Source organism: Aeromonas sp. R6-1 (assembly GCF_040908165.1).
GTDB lineage: Bacteria > Pseudomonadota > Gammaproteobacteria > Enterobacterales > Aeromonadaceae > Aeromonas > Aeromonas caviae.
Map to the genome: position 1 here is coordinate 136710 of NZ_JBFODF010000042.1, position 14295 is coordinate 151004.

Sequence of the window (14295 nt, forward strand, 5' to 3'; positions counted from 1 at the left end):
CTCGCGCCCTCCCCGAGTGAAGGGGAGAGCCAGGGGGAGGGTCTGCCCTCCCCTAACCACCCGAGCCCAGCCCGAAGCTGGTGGCCAGGGAGCCCAGAATAAGGTTCCAGCCATCCACCATGACGAACAGCATCAGCTTGAACGGCAGGGAGACCAGCATGGGGGAGAGCATCATCATCCCCATGGCCATCAGGATACTGGCGACCACCAGATCGATGACCAGGAAGGGCAGAAACAGCATGAAGCCTATCTGGAAGGCGGTCTTGAGCTCGCTGGTGACAAAGGCCGGGATCAGCACCCGCAGCGGCACGTCCGCAGGCTCGGCCACCTGCACGTTCGCTATCTCCATGAAAGTATTGAGATCCTTGACCCGGGTCTGGGCCAGCATGAACTGGTGAATGGGCAGCTCCGCCTTCTCCAGGGCCTCCTTGGCCCCGATGGTCTCGGCCAGATAGGGCTGCAGCGCCTCGTTGTTGATGCGATCCAGCACCGGCGACATGATGAAAAACGACATGAAGAGGGCGATGCCGATCAGCACCTGGTTGGAGGGGCTCTGCTGCAGACCGATGGCCTGGCGCAGGATGCCGAGCACCACGATGATCCGGGTGAAGGAGGTCATCATGATCACCATGGCCGGCAGGAAGGAGAGCGCGGTCATCAGCGCCAGCACCTGCAGGGTCAGGCTGTACTCCTGACTGCCATCCGCCATGGTCTTGACGGTGAGTGCAGACATGCCGTCCTGGGCCATCGCCAGGGGCGAGAGCACCAGGGAGAGCAGTGCCAGCCACCGGGTCCAGTTAACGTTTTTCATGCTTGCCCATCAGTTTGCCCAGTTGCTCGGAGAACGCCTGGGGCTGGCTCTCGTCCAGCGGCTCCTCCAGGCGATAGAGGAAGTTGACCTGCTGCGGCGTCACCCCGACCAGCAGCTGCTGGCCGCCCACCTTGACCACCATCAGCTTCTCCTTGTAGCCAAGGGGCAGGGTGGCGATGACCTTCATCTGGCCCCCTCCCATCACCTGGGAAAGCTTGCTCTTCTTGAGCAGGAAGCCGAGCACCAGAATAAGGCCGATCACCATCAGGCTGGAGAGCAGCCAGGAGGTGAGGCTAGGGGGATTCGCCCCTACCCCCGGGTTGGCCAGGGCAGGCAGGGAAAACAGCCACAACGGGAGCACACGGATCATTTGAGCTTCTTGATCCTTTCAATCTGACTGATGACGTCGGTGAGGCGGATACCGAACTTGTCGTTCACCACCACCACCTCGCCGTGGGCGATCAGGGTGCCGTTGACCAGCACGTCCAGGGGCTCACCCGCCACCCGATCCAGCTCCACCACCGAGCCCTGGTTCAGTTGCAGCAGGTTGCGAATGCTGATCTGGCTGCGACCCACTTCCATGGCGATGGTCACCGGGATGTCCAGAATGGTGTCCAGCTTGCGCCGCTCTTCAGCGCTGATGGGGGCTTCGTCCTTCAACTCCTCCAGGGGGGCAGGCTTGGCTTCGGCCGTGACCTGCTCCTCCAGTGCGGCCGCCCAGGCGTCAGCCATCAAATCCTGCTCGTCATCGGTTCCGCTCATCTTCAATTCCTCAGTGTTGCAACACCTCCCCGGGGGGAGGATCAATCAGGGTGTTTGTCAGAGATGCTTCGCTCGAGCTCTTCCAGCTCGGCTTCGCCATCAATGCGCACGCCCCCGCGGGTCACCAGATGCATCTCTGTCTTGACCCCGTCAGGGCGCTTGATTTTGTCGGTGATCTTGAGCGCCACGTTCTCTTTGGTGCGCCCCATCTTGGCGTGGAAGGTGGGCAAGTCCTCCACAAAGACCAGCAGGTTCTCCGGCATCTCCACCGGGATGATGTCCCCGGGTCTGAGCTCCATCAGCTCACGCAAGGAGAGCTCGGTCTCCAGCAGCTTGGCCTTGAGCTCCACCTTGACGTCCATGATCTCGTCGCGCAGGGCCTTGCTCCAGCGCACGTCGGTATCCCCCTTGTCGCTCTGCACCCCCGCATCCAGCAGTTCGCGGATGGGTTCCAGCATGGAGTAGGGCATGGCCACGTGGAAGTCGCCGCCACCGCCGTCCAGCTCGATGTGGAAGGAGCTCACCACGATCACCTCGGTGGGGCTGACGATGTTCGCCATGGCCGGGTTCACTTCGGAGTCGAGGTATTCAAAGCCCACGTCCATCACCGGCGCCCAGGCATCCTTGTAGTCCTCGAACACCAGCTTGAGCAGCATCTGGATGATGCGCCGCTCGGTGGGGGTGAATTCCCGCCCCTCGATCTTGGCGTGGTAGCGGCCATCACCGCCAAAGAAGTTCTCCACCAGGATGAAGACGAGCCGCGCCTCCATGGTGATGAGCGCCGTCCCCTTGAGGGGGCGGAAACGCACCATGTTCAGGCTGGTGGGCACGAACAGGGTGTGGACATATTCGCCGAACTTGAGCATCTGCACGCCGTTGATGGAGACCTCGGCGGTGCGCCGCATCATGTTGAACAGGCTGATGCGCATGTGGCGGGCAAACCGTTCGTTCACCAGCTCCAGGGTCGGCATGCGGCCGCGGACGATGCGGTCCTGGGAGGAGAAGTCGAACTGGGCGATACCGGGATCCCCGGCAGCTCCCAGCTCCTCCTCCTCGACATCGTCGACGCCGTGCAGCAGGGCATCAATCTCGTCCTGACTTAACAGATCGCTCACGCTTCACCTTTCATTGCATGACAAAGCCGGTAAACAGCACTTGTTCGATTACGGGAGAAGAGACCAGGTCGTTCAGCACCCGGCGGCACTCTTCCAGCGAATCCTGACGCAGCTTCTCCTTGCCCTCGAAGGTCATCAGCTGTTCGGCGGTCGCCGAGCTGAAGACCCGCAGCAAGGTGCCTTCGATCAGGGGAATGTTCTGTTTGGCCAGGGTTTCGTCGGCGGTGCCGCGCACCATCAGCTGGATCTTGATCTGCACCAGCCGATCCCGCTGGCCTCCCGCCACGTTGAACACGAAGGGACGGGGCATGCCCACATAGAGCGAGGGCTGGGGCGTGTTCGCCTCCGGCTTGGCCTCGCTTTTTTCGGCGGCGGGCTCATCCCCACCGGCGAGCATGAACCAGGCACCGGCGCCACCCCCACCAAGGAGCACGACGGCCAGGGCGACTATCATGATCAGCTTCTTTTTCTTGCCTGCCGCCGGATCCTTCAGCGTCAGTTCGTTATCGTCTGCCATCCCTTGTCCACCCTAGTCTCAAACTTGTTCGGTATCATAAACTTACTTAAGAATGCATCAAGCATAGAAATCGATTCCGGCATCGTTTGCCGATTCCACCAGCAGCGTGAGGTTGCGAGCGCTCCCCTCGGCCTCTCTGCCATCGCTGCCGCCACCATTTCCCCCCTGTCGCCCCTGGTCACCGAAACCGGACTGACCCTGGGAGGATGACTGCCCCTGCTGCTGGAAGGCTTGCTGCTGCGCCTGTTGTTGCACCACGGTCTGGCCGAGCTGGATCCCCTGCCCTGCCAGCATGTCGCGCAGGCGCGGCATGGCCTGCTCCAGCATCTCACGGGTCTGGCCATGCTGCACCACGAAGTGCACGCTGGCCTGGCTGGAGGCATCCATCTGGATTTGGATCTTCATCTTGCCAAGCCCCAGGGGGTCTAGCTGGATCTCCGCCTGCTGCAGCTTGTCCGCCAGCATCAGGTTCACCTTGTGGTGCAGCTGCTCGGGGGCCTCAGGGGTCGCCAGCTTGAGGTGGGGCAGGCTCTGAGGCTCCCGTCTGACGGTCGCCTCGGCCAGCGGTCTGTTCTCGCCGACCTGGCTCTGTGCCTGATGCAAAGGCTGGCTCCCCTCGGCGGGTTCACTGCCCTTGACCTCCATCCCCGACTGTTTGCCCAGCTCATCGAGCCGGGACTTGTCCACCGCGGGCTTCACCGACACGGCCGCGCCGGCGGCCACCACGGGGGCGCTCTCCATCTGGTCCAGGCCCGCCGAGAGGGCCGTCAGGGGGGCCTGTGCCCCCTGGGATTCATGACGAGCCAGGATCTGCGGCGCCACCTGCACGGGGGCCGGGTCTTCCGTCGTCACGGGCTGGCTGCTCCCTGCATTCACCGCAGGCTCGGCCCCTGCACGGGCTCCCTGCCCGCTCGCGGCCTCGGCCTGTCTGGCCTCACCGGCGACAGGGGCCTCCTTCTCTGCCCCTGCCGCCGTCGCGGGTGGAGCGGACTCCGGTGTGGCCGCAGGGGCCGGCCCCTGCGCCACCGTCCGGATCACGCCATCGCCATAGGTGCTGGTGGCACGGGAAGCGGTTGCCCCCTGTCCGGCCGACGCCAGGGGATCGGTCACCCGTGCCTCTTGCGATGAGTCAGCCCGGGTGACAGTGGGAGCCTGGGCGTTTTCTCCTGCCACCACTTTGGCGAGCAGGGCGGCACGCTCCTGACCCGAGAGAGGGGGCTCGACCCCCTTGGCATCCGGCTCCGCTCCCTTGCCTGCCATGGGCTGGCGGGTCGCTTCGCCCTGGTTGGCCACGGCAGTGTCATCGGCCAAGGGGGGCTCTTCGGCCCCCTGCGGCAGAGCCCCCTGACCGCTTGGCACGGCGCTGGCGCCTTGGGCCGCACCGGGGATGGCCTTCGTTTTGTTCCCTTCATGCTGACGCTCTGGCGTCATCTGCGGCAGGGAGGCGCTCCCCTCTGCCGCCTCCACGCCCTCTGCCATCCCCACGTCCTCTGCCATTCCCACCCCCTCTGCCATCCCAGGCGCAGCGGCGCCAGGCGGCAAGGGGTTGCCGTCCACAGGCGCCGCCGCCTCACCGGCCATGGCGGGCGATGTCAGGGGCACCACCAGGCTCACATCCTGGCGCAGGGAGGCTTGCAACTGTTGCAGGAAGTCGTCGGGAGGCAGCTCCCCCTCGTCGTCCGCCCCCTTCGAGGAAGACACGGACTCGGTGGCGGGCTCGTCAGACGCCAAAGATTTGGCAGCCGGGGCAAGCCCCTCCCGGGCGCCCTCGGCGGGCCCCTGGAGTGGTGGATTGCCCTGGCTGGCTGGCGCCTTGCCCATCAGCTGGGCCATGGCCATGGCTTGCGAGAAGGCGGCCTTGCCCTCGCCTGACGGCTGCACGCCCCCTTCGCCCCCGACGGTGGGAGCCAGCAGGGTGGCGCTGCCATCGGCAGAAGGCGCCTGGGGGAGAGTGCTAATCAAGGGGGTCTGTATCATGCTGGGATCCCTGACGACGATTCGGTGACGGCCGCACGTGCGGTCATGGCTTGGCCCATCGGCCTCGCATGACTGGAAGAAAGCAAATTACAGGCCAGATTGGTGATAACGACGCAGGATGGCGTAGTCATCCAGCATCTTCTGCTCCTGGCGCTGGGCCTTCTGGCGCACCTTGTCCGCCTTCTTCTCCAGCAGCAGCTCGACCGCCTTGCGCCGCTGCTGGGCTTCGAGCCACTGGGTGCGGCACTCGGCCAGCGCCTCGCGCACTTGCAACACCCCTTGGTACTGCTGGGTCGCCGCGTTTTCGAGCTTGTTGATGAAGGCGTGATACTGGCTGTTCTGCTGGGGGCTGATCCCCTGCAGACCGCGCTCCGTCCACTGCTGGTGGTAGATCTGGCGGTACTGGTTGAGGGCGTTTTGCTGATCCATGAACAGCTTGAGATCCTGCTGGGCCTTGGCCAGCGCCATGGCGGCCTGCTGTTCGGCCTCCTCCAGCCGACTCGCCAGCAACGTCAATCCTTTACTCATAAGGGCTCTCCACCGGTCAACGCATCAGGGGCATGGCCACCAGTTGCAGGGATTGCAGGCCTTCATCGTAGTGAATGACCTCGCGCATTTTCTGCTGCAAGAACTGATCCAGATAGGGTTTCTGGATGATGGCCCGGTCGATGCGCGGATCCGATCCCTGGCTGTAGGCGCCGATGGTGATGAGATCCCGGTTCTGCTGGTAGAGGGAGTAGAACTGCTTGAAGGTGCGCGCCAGCTCCATGTGCTCCGGTGAGGTCACCATGGGCATGACCCGGCTGATGGATTTTTCGATGTCGATGGCCGGATAGTGGCCCGCATCCGCCAGCTCCCGCGCCAGCACGATATGGCCGTCAAGGATGGCCCGGGCCGCGTCGGCGATGGGATCCTGCAGATCGTCCCCCTCCGTCAGCACGGTGAAAAAGGCGGTGATGGAGCCCTGGCCGTCACTGCCGTTGCCGGCCCGCTCCACCAGCGCCGGCAATTTGGCAAACACCGAGGGGGGATAGCCCTTGGTGGCCGGCGGCTCCCCCACCGCCAGTGCAATTTCCCGCTGTGCCTGGGCGTAGCGGGTGAGGGAGTCCATCAGCAGCAGCACGTTGAGCCCCTGCTCGCGGAAATACTCGGCGATGGCGAGCGCCGTCTCACACCCCTTGAGGCGCATCAGCGGCGAGGCATCGGCAGGGGCGGCCACCACCACGGCGCGCTCGCGCCCCTCGGCGCCGAGGATCTCCTCGATGAACTCCTTCACCTCCCGGCCCCGCTCGCCGATGAGGCCCACCACGACAACATCCGCCACCGAGCCCCGGGTCATCATGCCAAGCAGCACGGATTTGCCGACACCGGATCCGGCGAACAGCCCCATGCGCTGACCCCGGCCCACGGTGAGCACGGCATTGATGGCCCGTACCCCCACGTCCATGGGTTGATGGATGGGGCGACGGGCCAGGGGATTGATGCGGTGCTGGGCGAACTGCACCGTCTGGGACGAGAGGATGGGGCCGAGCCCGTCCAGGGGCTGGCCGATGCCATCGATGACCCGGCCAAGCAGACTCATGCCCACCGGAATGCCGTGATCTTCGGTGACGGGCACCACCCGGGCGCCGGGAATAACCCCCTTGAGCTGCTCGCTCGGCATCAAGAACAGGCGATCCCCGGCAAACCCCACCACCTCGGCTTCCAGGGCCCCATCCTGGGTATCGATGCGGCACAGGGAGCCGATGGCGGCGCGGCAGCCAATGGCTTCCAGGGTCAACCCCACCACCCGGGTGAGCTTGCCCGCCACCGGCGGTATGGGGGCCTGCTCGCGAACCCGGTAGCCTTTAAGCCGATCAAGAAGGGGTGCCGTCATGTCGCCTCCGACGATGAGTGCCTGATGATGCCGTCAGCAGGGCGCTGCACGACGGGTTCGAACCGGGCCATGGCTCAGCTCGCGTTGTCACGCAGAAAATTGCGCAGCAGTTGATCGATGCGCCCGGAGAGGGTGAGATCGATGCTGGAAAGCTCGGTGGCCAGTTGCAGATCGCCGGGGGAGAAGGTGGGCTCGCTTTGCAGCCGCCAGTGGCGCCTGGCGCACTCCTCGGCGCCAAAGGCGGCCTCCACCCGGGTCACATCCTCCGGGTGCAGCATCAGGGTGACCCCCTGCTCGGCGGCAGGGAGCAGGGCCAACCCCTGCTTGAGGGCCTCCAGCAGCAGCGTGGGGGAGGTTTGCGCCTCATGGCGGATGAGGGCGCGGGCGAGCTGCTGCACCAGGGCGATGAGCTGCTGCTCCACCGCCTCGTCCATCTCGCCAAGGGGAGTGGCCAGGCGTGAGACCAGGGCTTGCCAGCGGGCTATCTCCAGCTCCACCTGCTCCCGCCCTATGGCGAGTCCCTCTTCCCTGCCCTGCTCCAGCCCAGCCTGGTGGCCCTGCTGCAAGCCTTCGAGCTTGCCCTCTTCCAGCCCCTTGGCAAAACCGGCCTCGCGCCCATCACGCATCCCCTCTTCCCAGGCAGCCTGACGAATCGCCTCCACCTCTTCGGCGGTGATGCTGGGGGCGGGTTCTTCGGGTTGTTCTTCCGGCAGGGCCGCATCGGCCTGCTCCTGACGATACCAGTCAGGAGCCAGCCCCAGGGCATTGGTCTCGACCTCGGCTTCGGTCTCCATCTCTGGCCAGCCCCAGGTCTCAATCTGCGCCGTGTCGGACTCGGGCCTCAGATAGCCGCGCAGTTTGCTGTTCTTGTCATTCATGTGCCGAAGAGACTCCTATCGAGGGCCGGGTACAGGGGCCGACATCATCGCACATTCCATGGCCCATGGCTTAGAGGAACTCTTCGCCACCACCCGCTCCCAACATGATCTCGCCCGCATCCGCCAGGCGGCGCGCGGTGGAGAGGATCTCCTTCTGGGCGGCTTCCACCTCGGAGACCCGGATCGGCCCCATGGCCTCGAGGTCGTCCGCCAGCATCTCGGCGGCCCGCTTGGACATGTTCTTGAATACTTTTTCCCGCATCTGGTCGTCCGACCCCTTGAGGGCCCGTTGCAGCAGATCCCCGGGCACTTCCCGCAACAGGGTCTGGATGCCCCGATCGTCCACGTCGATGAGGTTTTCGAACACGAACATCAGATCCTGGATCTGCTGGCTCATCTCCTCGTCCGACTCGCGGATGGAGTCCATCAGCTGGCCTTCGATGTTGGTGTCCAGGTAGTTCATGATGTTGGCCGCCGCCTTCAGGCCGCCCATCTTGGCCGCCTGGGCACCGGCCGCACCGGCGAACTGTTTCTCCATGATGTCGTTGAGCTCCTGCAGCGCCGCCGGTTGCACCTCTTCGAGGTTGGCAATGCGCATCACCAGATCCAGGCGCACCTGCTCCGGGAACTGGCTCAGGATCTCGGCGGACTGCTCCGGCTCCAGATAGGAGAGGACGATGGTCTGGATCTGCGGGTGCTCGTTCTGGATGATGCTGGCCACCTGGCGGGCATCCATCCACTTGAGGGAGTCGAGGCCGCGGGCACCTGACCCCAGGATGATCTGATCCACCAGGTTGCTGGCCTTGTCCTCCCCGAGCGCCGCCACCAGGGCTTTGCGCACGAAGTCTTCACTGCCGATGCCGATGTTGGTGTACTTCTGGATGTCGTCGATAAATTGACGATGCACCGCCGCCACCCGATCGTGGCTGAAATCCGACATGGAGGCCATGGACATGCCGAGCCGCTGCACCTGCTTGGGCTCGAGGTGGCGGAAGATCTGGGCCGCGTCCTCCTCGTTGAGGCTCAGCATCAGCACCGCCGCCATCTCCATGCCGCCCATCTGATCCAGGATCAGGCGCTGGCTTTCGGTGATGTCGTTGCCGGTGACCTGGCTTTTATTCTCTTCAGGCATCTTTGGTTACCCATTCTTTGATGACCTGGGCGGCCAGGTCAGGTTCGTTCGCTACCAGGGCGCGCACGGCCTTGAGCAGATCCTCGTCACGGTGCAGGTCAGGCAGCTTGAGCTGACCATCCCGCAGACCGAATACCGGTTCGGCCTCGGCCTGGGCGGCCAGCAGGCTCAGTTCGTCGTCGCCACCCAGCACGGTGTGGTTGTCGAAGTCCAGCTCCCCTTCCGGCTTGGCGTCCGGGTAGAGCAGGCGCTTGAGCATGGGCCGCACCACGGTGACGATGAGCACTATGATGACCAGCACGGAGGCGGCGATGCGCACCGCGCGCCAGAACCAGGGCTGCTCGTAGAGAGGGATGTCGGCCACGGTCTCGAGTTCCGGGCGGTTGAACGGAATGGCGACCACCTCCAGGGTATCCCCCCGGGTCACGTCAAAGCCCAGACCGCCGCTCAGCAGACGGCGCAGGGTATCGAGTTCGGCCTGGCTGCGGGCTTCCCGGGTCACGGCACCGTCGGCGCCGGGGATGGCCTTGTAATCTACCGCCACCGACACCGTCATGCGGCGAATGCCGCCCTGCTGGCGCCGGATGTGGCTGACGGTGGTGTCCAGTTCGAAGTTGCGGGTCGCTTCCTTGCGGGAACGGCCGGAAGAGGCGGTTCCTTCTGCGCCGGCTGCCTGCTCGGGAATGTTGGACGCAGCGGGCGGCTGGTTGGAGAGGGCACCGGGTACCCCGCCGTTGCTGCCGCTGGCGCTGTTCTCTTCCATGGTCATTTCGGAGCGCACCGCCGGCAGGTCCGGGTTGTAGGTCTTGCGGGTCTGTTCCTGCTGGGAAAAGTCGAGGGAGAGATCCACCTCTGCCGTATAGTTGTCGGCCCCCAGCACCGGGATCAGGATGGCGTCAATTTTTTGTTTGTATTCGAGCTCCTGCTTCTGCTGCATCGCAAACTCCTTGCGGGTCTGGGCAGAGAGGGGATCCTGGGAGCCGGAGTTGAGCAGACGACCGTTCTGGTCGGTCACGGTGACGCGGGTCGGCTCCAGACCGTGAACGGCGGAGGCGACCATGTCGACGATGGAGTCCACCTCACCCTGGCCCAGGGCGTTGCCCTTGAGGCTCAGGACCACGGTGGCGCTGGGCTTGCGTTCGTTGCGGGCGAACACGTTGTCTTTCGGGATGGCCAGCAGCACCTGGGCCTTGGCGACGTTCTGGAACTGCTCGATGGCGCTCGCCAGCTGACGCTCGCGGCTCAGTTTCAGGCGCTCGCTCTCCATGCGCTGGCTGACGCCGAAGCTGGAGTCCTTGAGCAGGATGGCTTCGCCGTCGTTGCTGGCGTCGCTGTTGTTGGCCAGACCGGCGCGGGTCAGGCGCAACCGGATGTCCGCATAGTTTTCAGCACTGACCAGCACGCTCTTGCCATCCACCTGATAGGGGATCTTCTGCTGATCCAGGTAATCCAGGGTGGAGACCAGCTCCTGGGTGGTGAAGGTGCCGAGGGGACGCATCTCCGGCTCCTTGCCCCACAAGAGGATGAAGACGGCGATGGCCAGACAGATGGTCAGCCCCAGGATCAGGGTGATCTGGCGCAACACATCGGTGTTGGACAGGAAGCCCAGCGCCGAGCTCTTCTGCTCGTGCTCGTCGAGGGCGGCCGCCCCCTCGTTGTTGATCAGCAGATCGCCGTTTTGATCAGTTGCCACGGTTTATGTCCTTGTTGCTGACATCTTCATGATGCTCGGTCGCCATGGGCCCGAGTTACACCGGCATGTTCATGATGGTCTTGTAAGCATCGACCATCTTGTTGCGCACCTGCACCGTCGCCTCGAAGGCGATGGAGGATTTCTGGCCGGCGATCATCACCTGGGAGAGATCCACCGACTTGTCGCCGAGATCGAAGCGGGTACGCAGATCGTTGGCGGTGCCCTGCAACTCGTTGACGTTGTCCAGGGCCTGTTGCAGCATCTGGCCGAAATCCGAGCTGACCGGACGACCGGGCTGGGTCAACGGCGTGGCACCGGCTTCCACCTTGAGGGCCTGCATCTCTTGCATCAGGCTGCTTGCGCTAATTTCCATCTTCCCTTCCCAGACAAATCATTGACACTGACTGGCTTGAAGCAATAAAGGTGCCAACCAGAGTGGGATCTCGAGATCAGGGATAAAAGAGGGGCGCGATCAGGCCGGCGGGCACCGGCCATCCGGAGATCAGGTTGCAGATCCGGGGGGATCGCCCAGCAGCAGCCGCAGGTAACTCAGGTGCAGATCGTAGTGCTCGCCTGCAGGCAGCTTGGCCAGCACCTCGTCGCGCAGGTAGCAGGCCTTCTCCCCCGCCCGCTCGGGGGCCACCAGCCCCACGCTCACCAGCCTGGCGATGATGGCATGGGAAAGCGCCAGGCTGGCCTCGTCGGCCTCCCCCCAACCGAAGGATGCCCCCTGATCACTCTGTGTCAGGCAGGGTTCGAGCGGTGCCACCAGATCCCCCCAGACCCAGAACGCGGCCGGGATCCCCTCCTGCAAGCGCAGATAGATGCTCTGCTTGTCCCACTCCCGGCGGTGGGCAGCCATCCGCTCCTGTTCGGCCTCATGGGTCATCTTGCTCTCCTTGTCGCTGGACTCTGTGCGGCGCCCATGAAAAAGAGGGCCCAAGGCCCTCTTTTTACTGCAAGTCCCGACAATTAAACAGAGTGCACCTCGATCTCCTCCAAGAAAAAACGAGTCAGATCGGCAGGGATCACTTGTTCAGGTCATCATCCAGCCAGTACTTGGAGCCCGAGATGTTGGCGTCCAGCAACAGCCCCTTCTCGCCAATCTGGTAGATGGCCATGCCGCCATTGTATTTGGCGGTGAGCTCGGCGCTCTCTTTGCCCGCCACGGCGCCCACCTCGGAGGTGGCTTCCCACCCCTTGCTGACGAAGGCATCGAACCTCGCCTTGTCCTCGAACAGGATCACCTGCTGGTAGAACTTGCCGCCGATCCCGGCCGCAAGACCGGCACCGAACATCTTCATGTAGGTGTGCTTGCCACTGGTGCGATTGATGGCGACCCCGGCCCCCTGATTGGTATGGATCATCAGGGAGAACTTGCGCGAGTCGAACACCGCATAGCCATAAGCCTTGTCAAACAGCAACTTGGCCGAGGGCTGCTCGTTGAATAGCCGCACCAGGGCGGTATCGGCCATGGTATCGAGGGCGGTTCTCGCCTCCTCCGGGGTCTTGGGCTCGAGCATGGTGTCGAGCTTCTTGTCGGCGGCGGTCAGCCACTCCTTGCCGGTGGCCGCACTCTCTGCCGTCCAGGCCCCCGCCTTGTTGTAGGCCTCGGCCCCCCAGCTGGACACCGACTCCCAGGTCTCCTTGGAAAAATCGGTGATCCCCTTCCACGCCTCCTTGCTGGTATCGCTCACCGCGGTACCGAGTTCGGAGGCGGCCTCCTTCAGCTTTGCCCAATCGGCCAGACTGGGGGTCGAGGCCAGCGCCAGTGCCGTGGCTATCACCAGGAATCGAATCTTCATTGTTTCCACCCTCTGTGATGAGTCGAAGGTCACAGTAGCAGATCTGGCGCCTGCCCGTTAAGGGCATCCCCCTGGCGCGGGCCAGACGCTGACGCGCAGGGGCTCAACGAAGCCGTTTGCCCTGACCGTCCACCACCTGCTCACCATCCTCCTTGGCAAAGGCCCCTTGCTGCGGGTCGGGCAGGATATCGAGCACCACCTCCGACGGGCGGCACAGCCGGGTGCCGAGGGGGGTGACCACGATGGGCCGGTTGATCAGGATGGGATGGGCCAGCATGGCGTCGATAAGCTCATCGTCGCTGAAACGCGCTTCCGCCAGCCCCAGCGCCTCGTAGGGGGGCACGTTCTTACGCAGCAGATCGCGCACCGGCATGCCCATGGCGGCGATCAGGGCCACCAGCTCGTCGCGGGAGGGGGGCGTCTCCAGATAGTGAATGATGGTGGGCTCCACACCGCTGTTGCGAATCAGCGCGAGGGTGTTGCGGGAGGTGCCGCACTCTGGATTGTGATAGAGGGTGATTGCACTCATTTGCCTGTCTCTCATGACTCAAGTGAATAGAAATGGGTTAGTGGCCATCCGTTAGCGCTTTAGTCCCGCCTCGTACCAGGGTTTGCTGGCGTTGACCACGCGCACCACCAGCAGCATGACCGGCACCTCGATGAGCACCCCGACCACGGTGGCGAGCGCCGCGCCGGAATGAAAGCCGAACAGGCTGATGGCGGCGGCCACCGCCAGCTCGAAGAAGTTGGAGGCCCCGATCAGGGCGGAAGGGCAGGCCACCGAGTGCTTCTCCCCCACCTTGCGGTTGAGCCAGTAGGCCAGCCCGGAGTTGAACAGCACCTGGATCAGGATGGGCACCGCCAGGAGAGCGATGACCAGCGGCTGCTCCATGATGGCGTTGCCCTGGAAGGCGAACAGCAGCACCAGGGTGAGCAGCAGGGCCGCCACCGACCAGGGCTGGATGCGGGTCATGATGCCGTCAAAATGGGCCTGCCCCTTTCTCAGCAAGGCCTTGCGCAGCAGCTGGGCGAGGATGACGGGGATGACGATGTAGAGCACCACCGAGGTGAGCAGGGTATCCCAGGGCACGACTATGCTGGAGACCCCGAGCAGCAGCGCCACCAGCGGGGCAAAGGCAAACACCATGATGAGGTCGTTCACCGCCACCTGTGACAGGGTGAAGTAGGGATCCCCGTTGGTGAGGCGACTCCAGACAAACACCATGGCGGTGCAGGGGGCTGCCGCCAGCAAGATGAGGCCCGCCACGTAGCTGTCCAACTGATCCGCCGGCAGCCAGTCGGCAAACAGCACCCGGATGAAGAGCCAGCCGAGGAAGGCCATGGAGAAGGGCTTGACCAGCCAGTTGATGAAGAGGGTGACCCCAATCCCCTTGAGGTGCCCCCTCACCTGATGCAGGGCGCCAAAATCTATCTTGAGCAGCATGGGGATGATCATCACCCAGATAAGCAGCCCCACCGGCAGGTTGACCCTGGCCACCTCCATGGCGCCGATGGCCTTGAAGAGGCTCGGCAACCCCTGCCCCAGACCAATGCCCACCAGGATGCAGAGGGCGACCCAGGCGGTCAGATAACGTTCAAAAAAGCCGATGGCAGGGGCTGCCTTGGCCTCACAGCTTGCAGACATGATGACTCCCGGTGCGATCCACGCTCGCACCCCAGGTTGAATAGATGAATGACACGGCACATGGGCATAGACAGCCCTGGCCCG

General features: G+C 64.0%; 16 protein-coding genes. All 16 read right to left on the reverse strand.

Translation table 11 applies throughout. The features are described 5' to 3' along the window. Positions 1 to 52 precede the first annotated feature (52 nt). Positions 53 to 811 carry a flagellar type III secretion system pore protein FliP gene (fliP, locus tag AB5Y68_RS13065; RefSeq protein WP_010673926.1) on the reverse strand — a complete coding sequence of 253 codons (759 nt, stop codon included), beginning with the start codon at positions 809 to 811 and terminating at the stop codon, positions 53 to 55. Further along, a complete protein-coding gene (gene fliO / locus AB5Y68_RS13070) occupies positions 798 to 1181 on the reverse strand; it encodes a flagellar biosynthetic protein FliO (RefSeq protein WP_010673925.1) in 384 nt (127 codons plus the stop codon). Before fliO ends, fliP begins: the two co-directional genes overlap by 14 nt. Next, entirely contained in the window at positions 1178 to 1573 is a 396-nt protein-coding gene (gene fliN, locus AB5Y68_RS13075) for a flagellar motor switch protein FliN (RefSeq protein WP_010673924.1), read from the reverse strand. The genes fliO and fliN overlap by 4 nt, the downstream gene beginning before the upstream one ends. 41 nt (positions 1574 to 1614) lie before the next feature. Continuing rightward, a complete protein-coding gene (fliM, locus tag AB5Y68_RS13080; RefSeq protein ID WP_010673923.1) occupies positions 1615 to 2688 on the reverse strand; it encodes a flagellar motor switch protein FliM in 1074 nt (357 codons plus the stop codon). 10 nt (positions 2689 to 2698) lie between these two features. Next, the gene (fliL, locus tag AB5Y68_RS13085; protein WP_010673922.1) at positions 2699 to 3205 is read right to left on the reverse strand and encodes a flagellar basal body-associated protein FliL; all 507 of its coding nucleotides are present in this window, start codon (positions 3203 to 3205) and stop codon (positions 2699 to 2701) included. 57 nt (positions 3206 to 3262) lie between these two features. After that, positions 3263 to 5182 carry a flagellar hook-length control protein FliK gene (locus AB5Y68_RS13090; protein ID WP_039039910.1) on the reverse strand — a complete coding sequence of 640 codons (1920 nt, stop codon included), beginning with the start codon at positions 5180 to 5182 and terminating at the stop codon, positions 3263 to 3265. Positions 5183 to 5269: 87 nt separating this feature from the next. Then, the gene (gene fliJ, locus AB5Y68_RS13095) at positions 5270 to 5710 is read right to left on the reverse strand and encodes a flagellar export protein FliJ (RefSeq protein ID WP_039039911.1); all 441 of its coding nucleotides are present in this window, start codon (positions 5708 to 5710) and stop codon (positions 5270 to 5272) included. A 16-nt stretch (positions 5711 to 5726) separates the two neighbouring features. Then, positions 5727 to 7058, reverse strand: coding sequence for a flagellar protein export ATPase FliI (fliI, locus tag AB5Y68_RS13100; RefSeq protein ID WP_029314163.1), 1332 nt, complete (start codon positions 7056 to 7058; stop codon positions 5727 to 5729). 74 nt (positions 7059 to 7132) lie between these two features. Next, positions 7133 to 7936 (reverse strand): flagellar assembly protein FliH, encoded by an 804-nt coding sequence (fliH, locus tag AB5Y68_RS13105; RefSeq protein WP_039039912.1) that lies wholly within the window; start codon positions 7934 to 7936, stop codon positions 7133 to 7135. A gap of 70 nt (positions 7937 to 8006) precedes the next feature. Next, positions 8007 to 9068, reverse strand: coding sequence for a flagellar motor switch protein FliG (gene fliG, locus AB5Y68_RS13110; protein ID WP_010673917.1), 1062 nt, complete (start codon positions 9066 to 9068; stop codon positions 8007 to 8009). Next, complete coding sequence (gene fliF, locus AB5Y68_RS13115) at positions 9061 to 10761, reverse strand: flagellar basal-body MS-ring/collar protein FliF (RefSeq protein ID WP_010673916.1); 1701 nt, start codon at positions 10759 to 10761, stop codon at positions 9061 to 9063. The genes fliG and fliF overlap by 8 nt, the downstream gene beginning before the upstream one ends. A 55-nt stretch (positions 10762 to 10816) precedes the next feature. Beyond that, positions 10817 to 11134: a flagellar hook-basal body complex protein FliE gene (gene fliE, locus AB5Y68_RS13120; RefSeq protein WP_029314161.1), complete on the reverse strand. Its 318-nt coding sequence runs from the start codon at positions 11132 to 11134 to the stop codon at positions 10817 to 10819. Positions 11135 to 11263: 129 nt separating this feature from the next. Beyond that, positions 11264 to 11650: a hypothetical protein gene (locus tag AB5Y68_RS13125; RefSeq protein ID WP_039039913.1), complete on the reverse strand. Its 387-nt coding sequence runs from the start codon at positions 11648 to 11650 to the stop codon at positions 11264 to 11266. 139 nt (positions 11651 to 11789) lie between these two features. Further along, the gene (locus tag AB5Y68_RS13130) at positions 11790 to 12566 is read right to left on the reverse strand and encodes a lipoprotein (protein WP_039039914.1); all 777 of its coding nucleotides are present in this window, start codon (positions 12564 to 12566) and stop codon (positions 11790 to 11792) included. 103 nt (positions 12567 to 12669) lie between these two features. Further along, a complete protein-coding gene (gene arsC / locus AB5Y68_RS13135) occupies positions 12670 to 13095 on the reverse strand; it encodes a glutaredoxin-dependent arsenate reductase (RefSeq protein WP_128343079.1) in 426 nt (141 codons plus the stop codon). 51 nt (positions 13096 to 13146) lie between these two features. Then, on the reverse strand, positions 13147 to 14211 hold the full coding sequence (arsB, locus tag AB5Y68_RS13140) for an ACR3 family arsenite efflux transporter (protein ID WP_039039916.1): 1065 nt from the start codon (positions 14209 to 14211) through the stop codon (positions 13147 to 13149). Between the last annotated feature and the right edge of the window lie 84 nt (positions 14212 to 14295).

What these genes read in the sequence shown, in the direction of transcription:
- arsC (WP_128343079.1), bottom strand. Translation starts at nt 13,095, where the DNA reads ATGAGTGCAATCACCCTCTATCACAATCCAGAGTGCGGCACCTCCCGC.
- fliJ (WP_039039911.1), bottom strand. Translation starts at nt 5,710, where the DNA reads ATGAGTAAAGGATTGACGTTGCTGGCGAGTCGGCTGGAGGAGGCCGAA.
- AB5Y68_RS13130 (WP_039039914.1), bottom strand. Translation starts at nt 12,566, where the DNA reads ATGAAGATTCGATTCCTGGTGATAGCCACGGCACTGGCGCTGGCCTCG.
- arsB (WP_039039916.1), bottom strand. Translation starts at nt 14,211, where the DNA reads ATGTCTGCAAGCTGTGAGGCCAAGGCAGCCCCTGCCATCGGCTTTTTT.
- fliN (WP_010673924.1), bottom strand. Translation starts at nt 1,573, where the DNA reads ATGAGCGGAACCGATGACGAGCAGGATTTGATGGCTGACGCCTGGGCG.
- fliH (WP_039039912.1), bottom strand. Translation starts at nt 7,936, where the DNA reads ATGAATGACAAGAACAGCAAACTGCGCGGCTATCTGAGGCCCGAGTCC.
- fliI (WP_029314163.1), bottom strand. Translation starts at nt 7,058, where the DNA reads ATGACGGCACCCCTTCTTGATCGGCTTAAAGGCTACCGGGTTCGCGAG.
- fliE (WP_029314161.1), bottom strand. Translation starts at nt 11,134, where the DNA reads ATGGAAATTAGCGCAAGCAGCCTGATGCAAGAGATGCAGGCCCTCAAG.
- AB5Y68_RS13090 (WP_039039910.1), bottom strand. Translation starts at nt 5,182, where the DNA reads ATGATACAGACCCCCTTGATTAGCACTCTCCCCCAGGCGCCTTCTGCC.
- AB5Y68_RS13125 (WP_039039913.1), bottom strand. Translation starts at nt 11,650, where the DNA reads ATGACCCATGAGGCCGAACAGGAGCGGATGGCTGCCCACCGCCGGGAG.
- fliP (WP_010673926.1), bottom strand. Translation starts at nt 811, where the DNA reads ATGAAAAACGTTAACTGGACCCGGTGGCTGGCACTGCTCTCCCTGGTG.
- fliO (WP_010673925.1), bottom strand. Translation starts at nt 1,181, where the DNA reads ATGATCCGTGTGCTCCCGTTGTGGCTGTTTTCCCTGCCTGCCCTGGCC.
- fliG (WP_010673917.1), bottom strand. Translation starts at nt 9,068, where the DNA reads ATGCCTGAAGAGAATAAAAGCCAGGTCACCGGCAACGACATCACCGAA.
- fliL (WP_010673922.1), bottom strand. Translation starts at nt 3,205, where the DNA reads ATGGCAGACGATAACGAACTGACGCTGAAGGATCCGGCGGCAGGCAAG.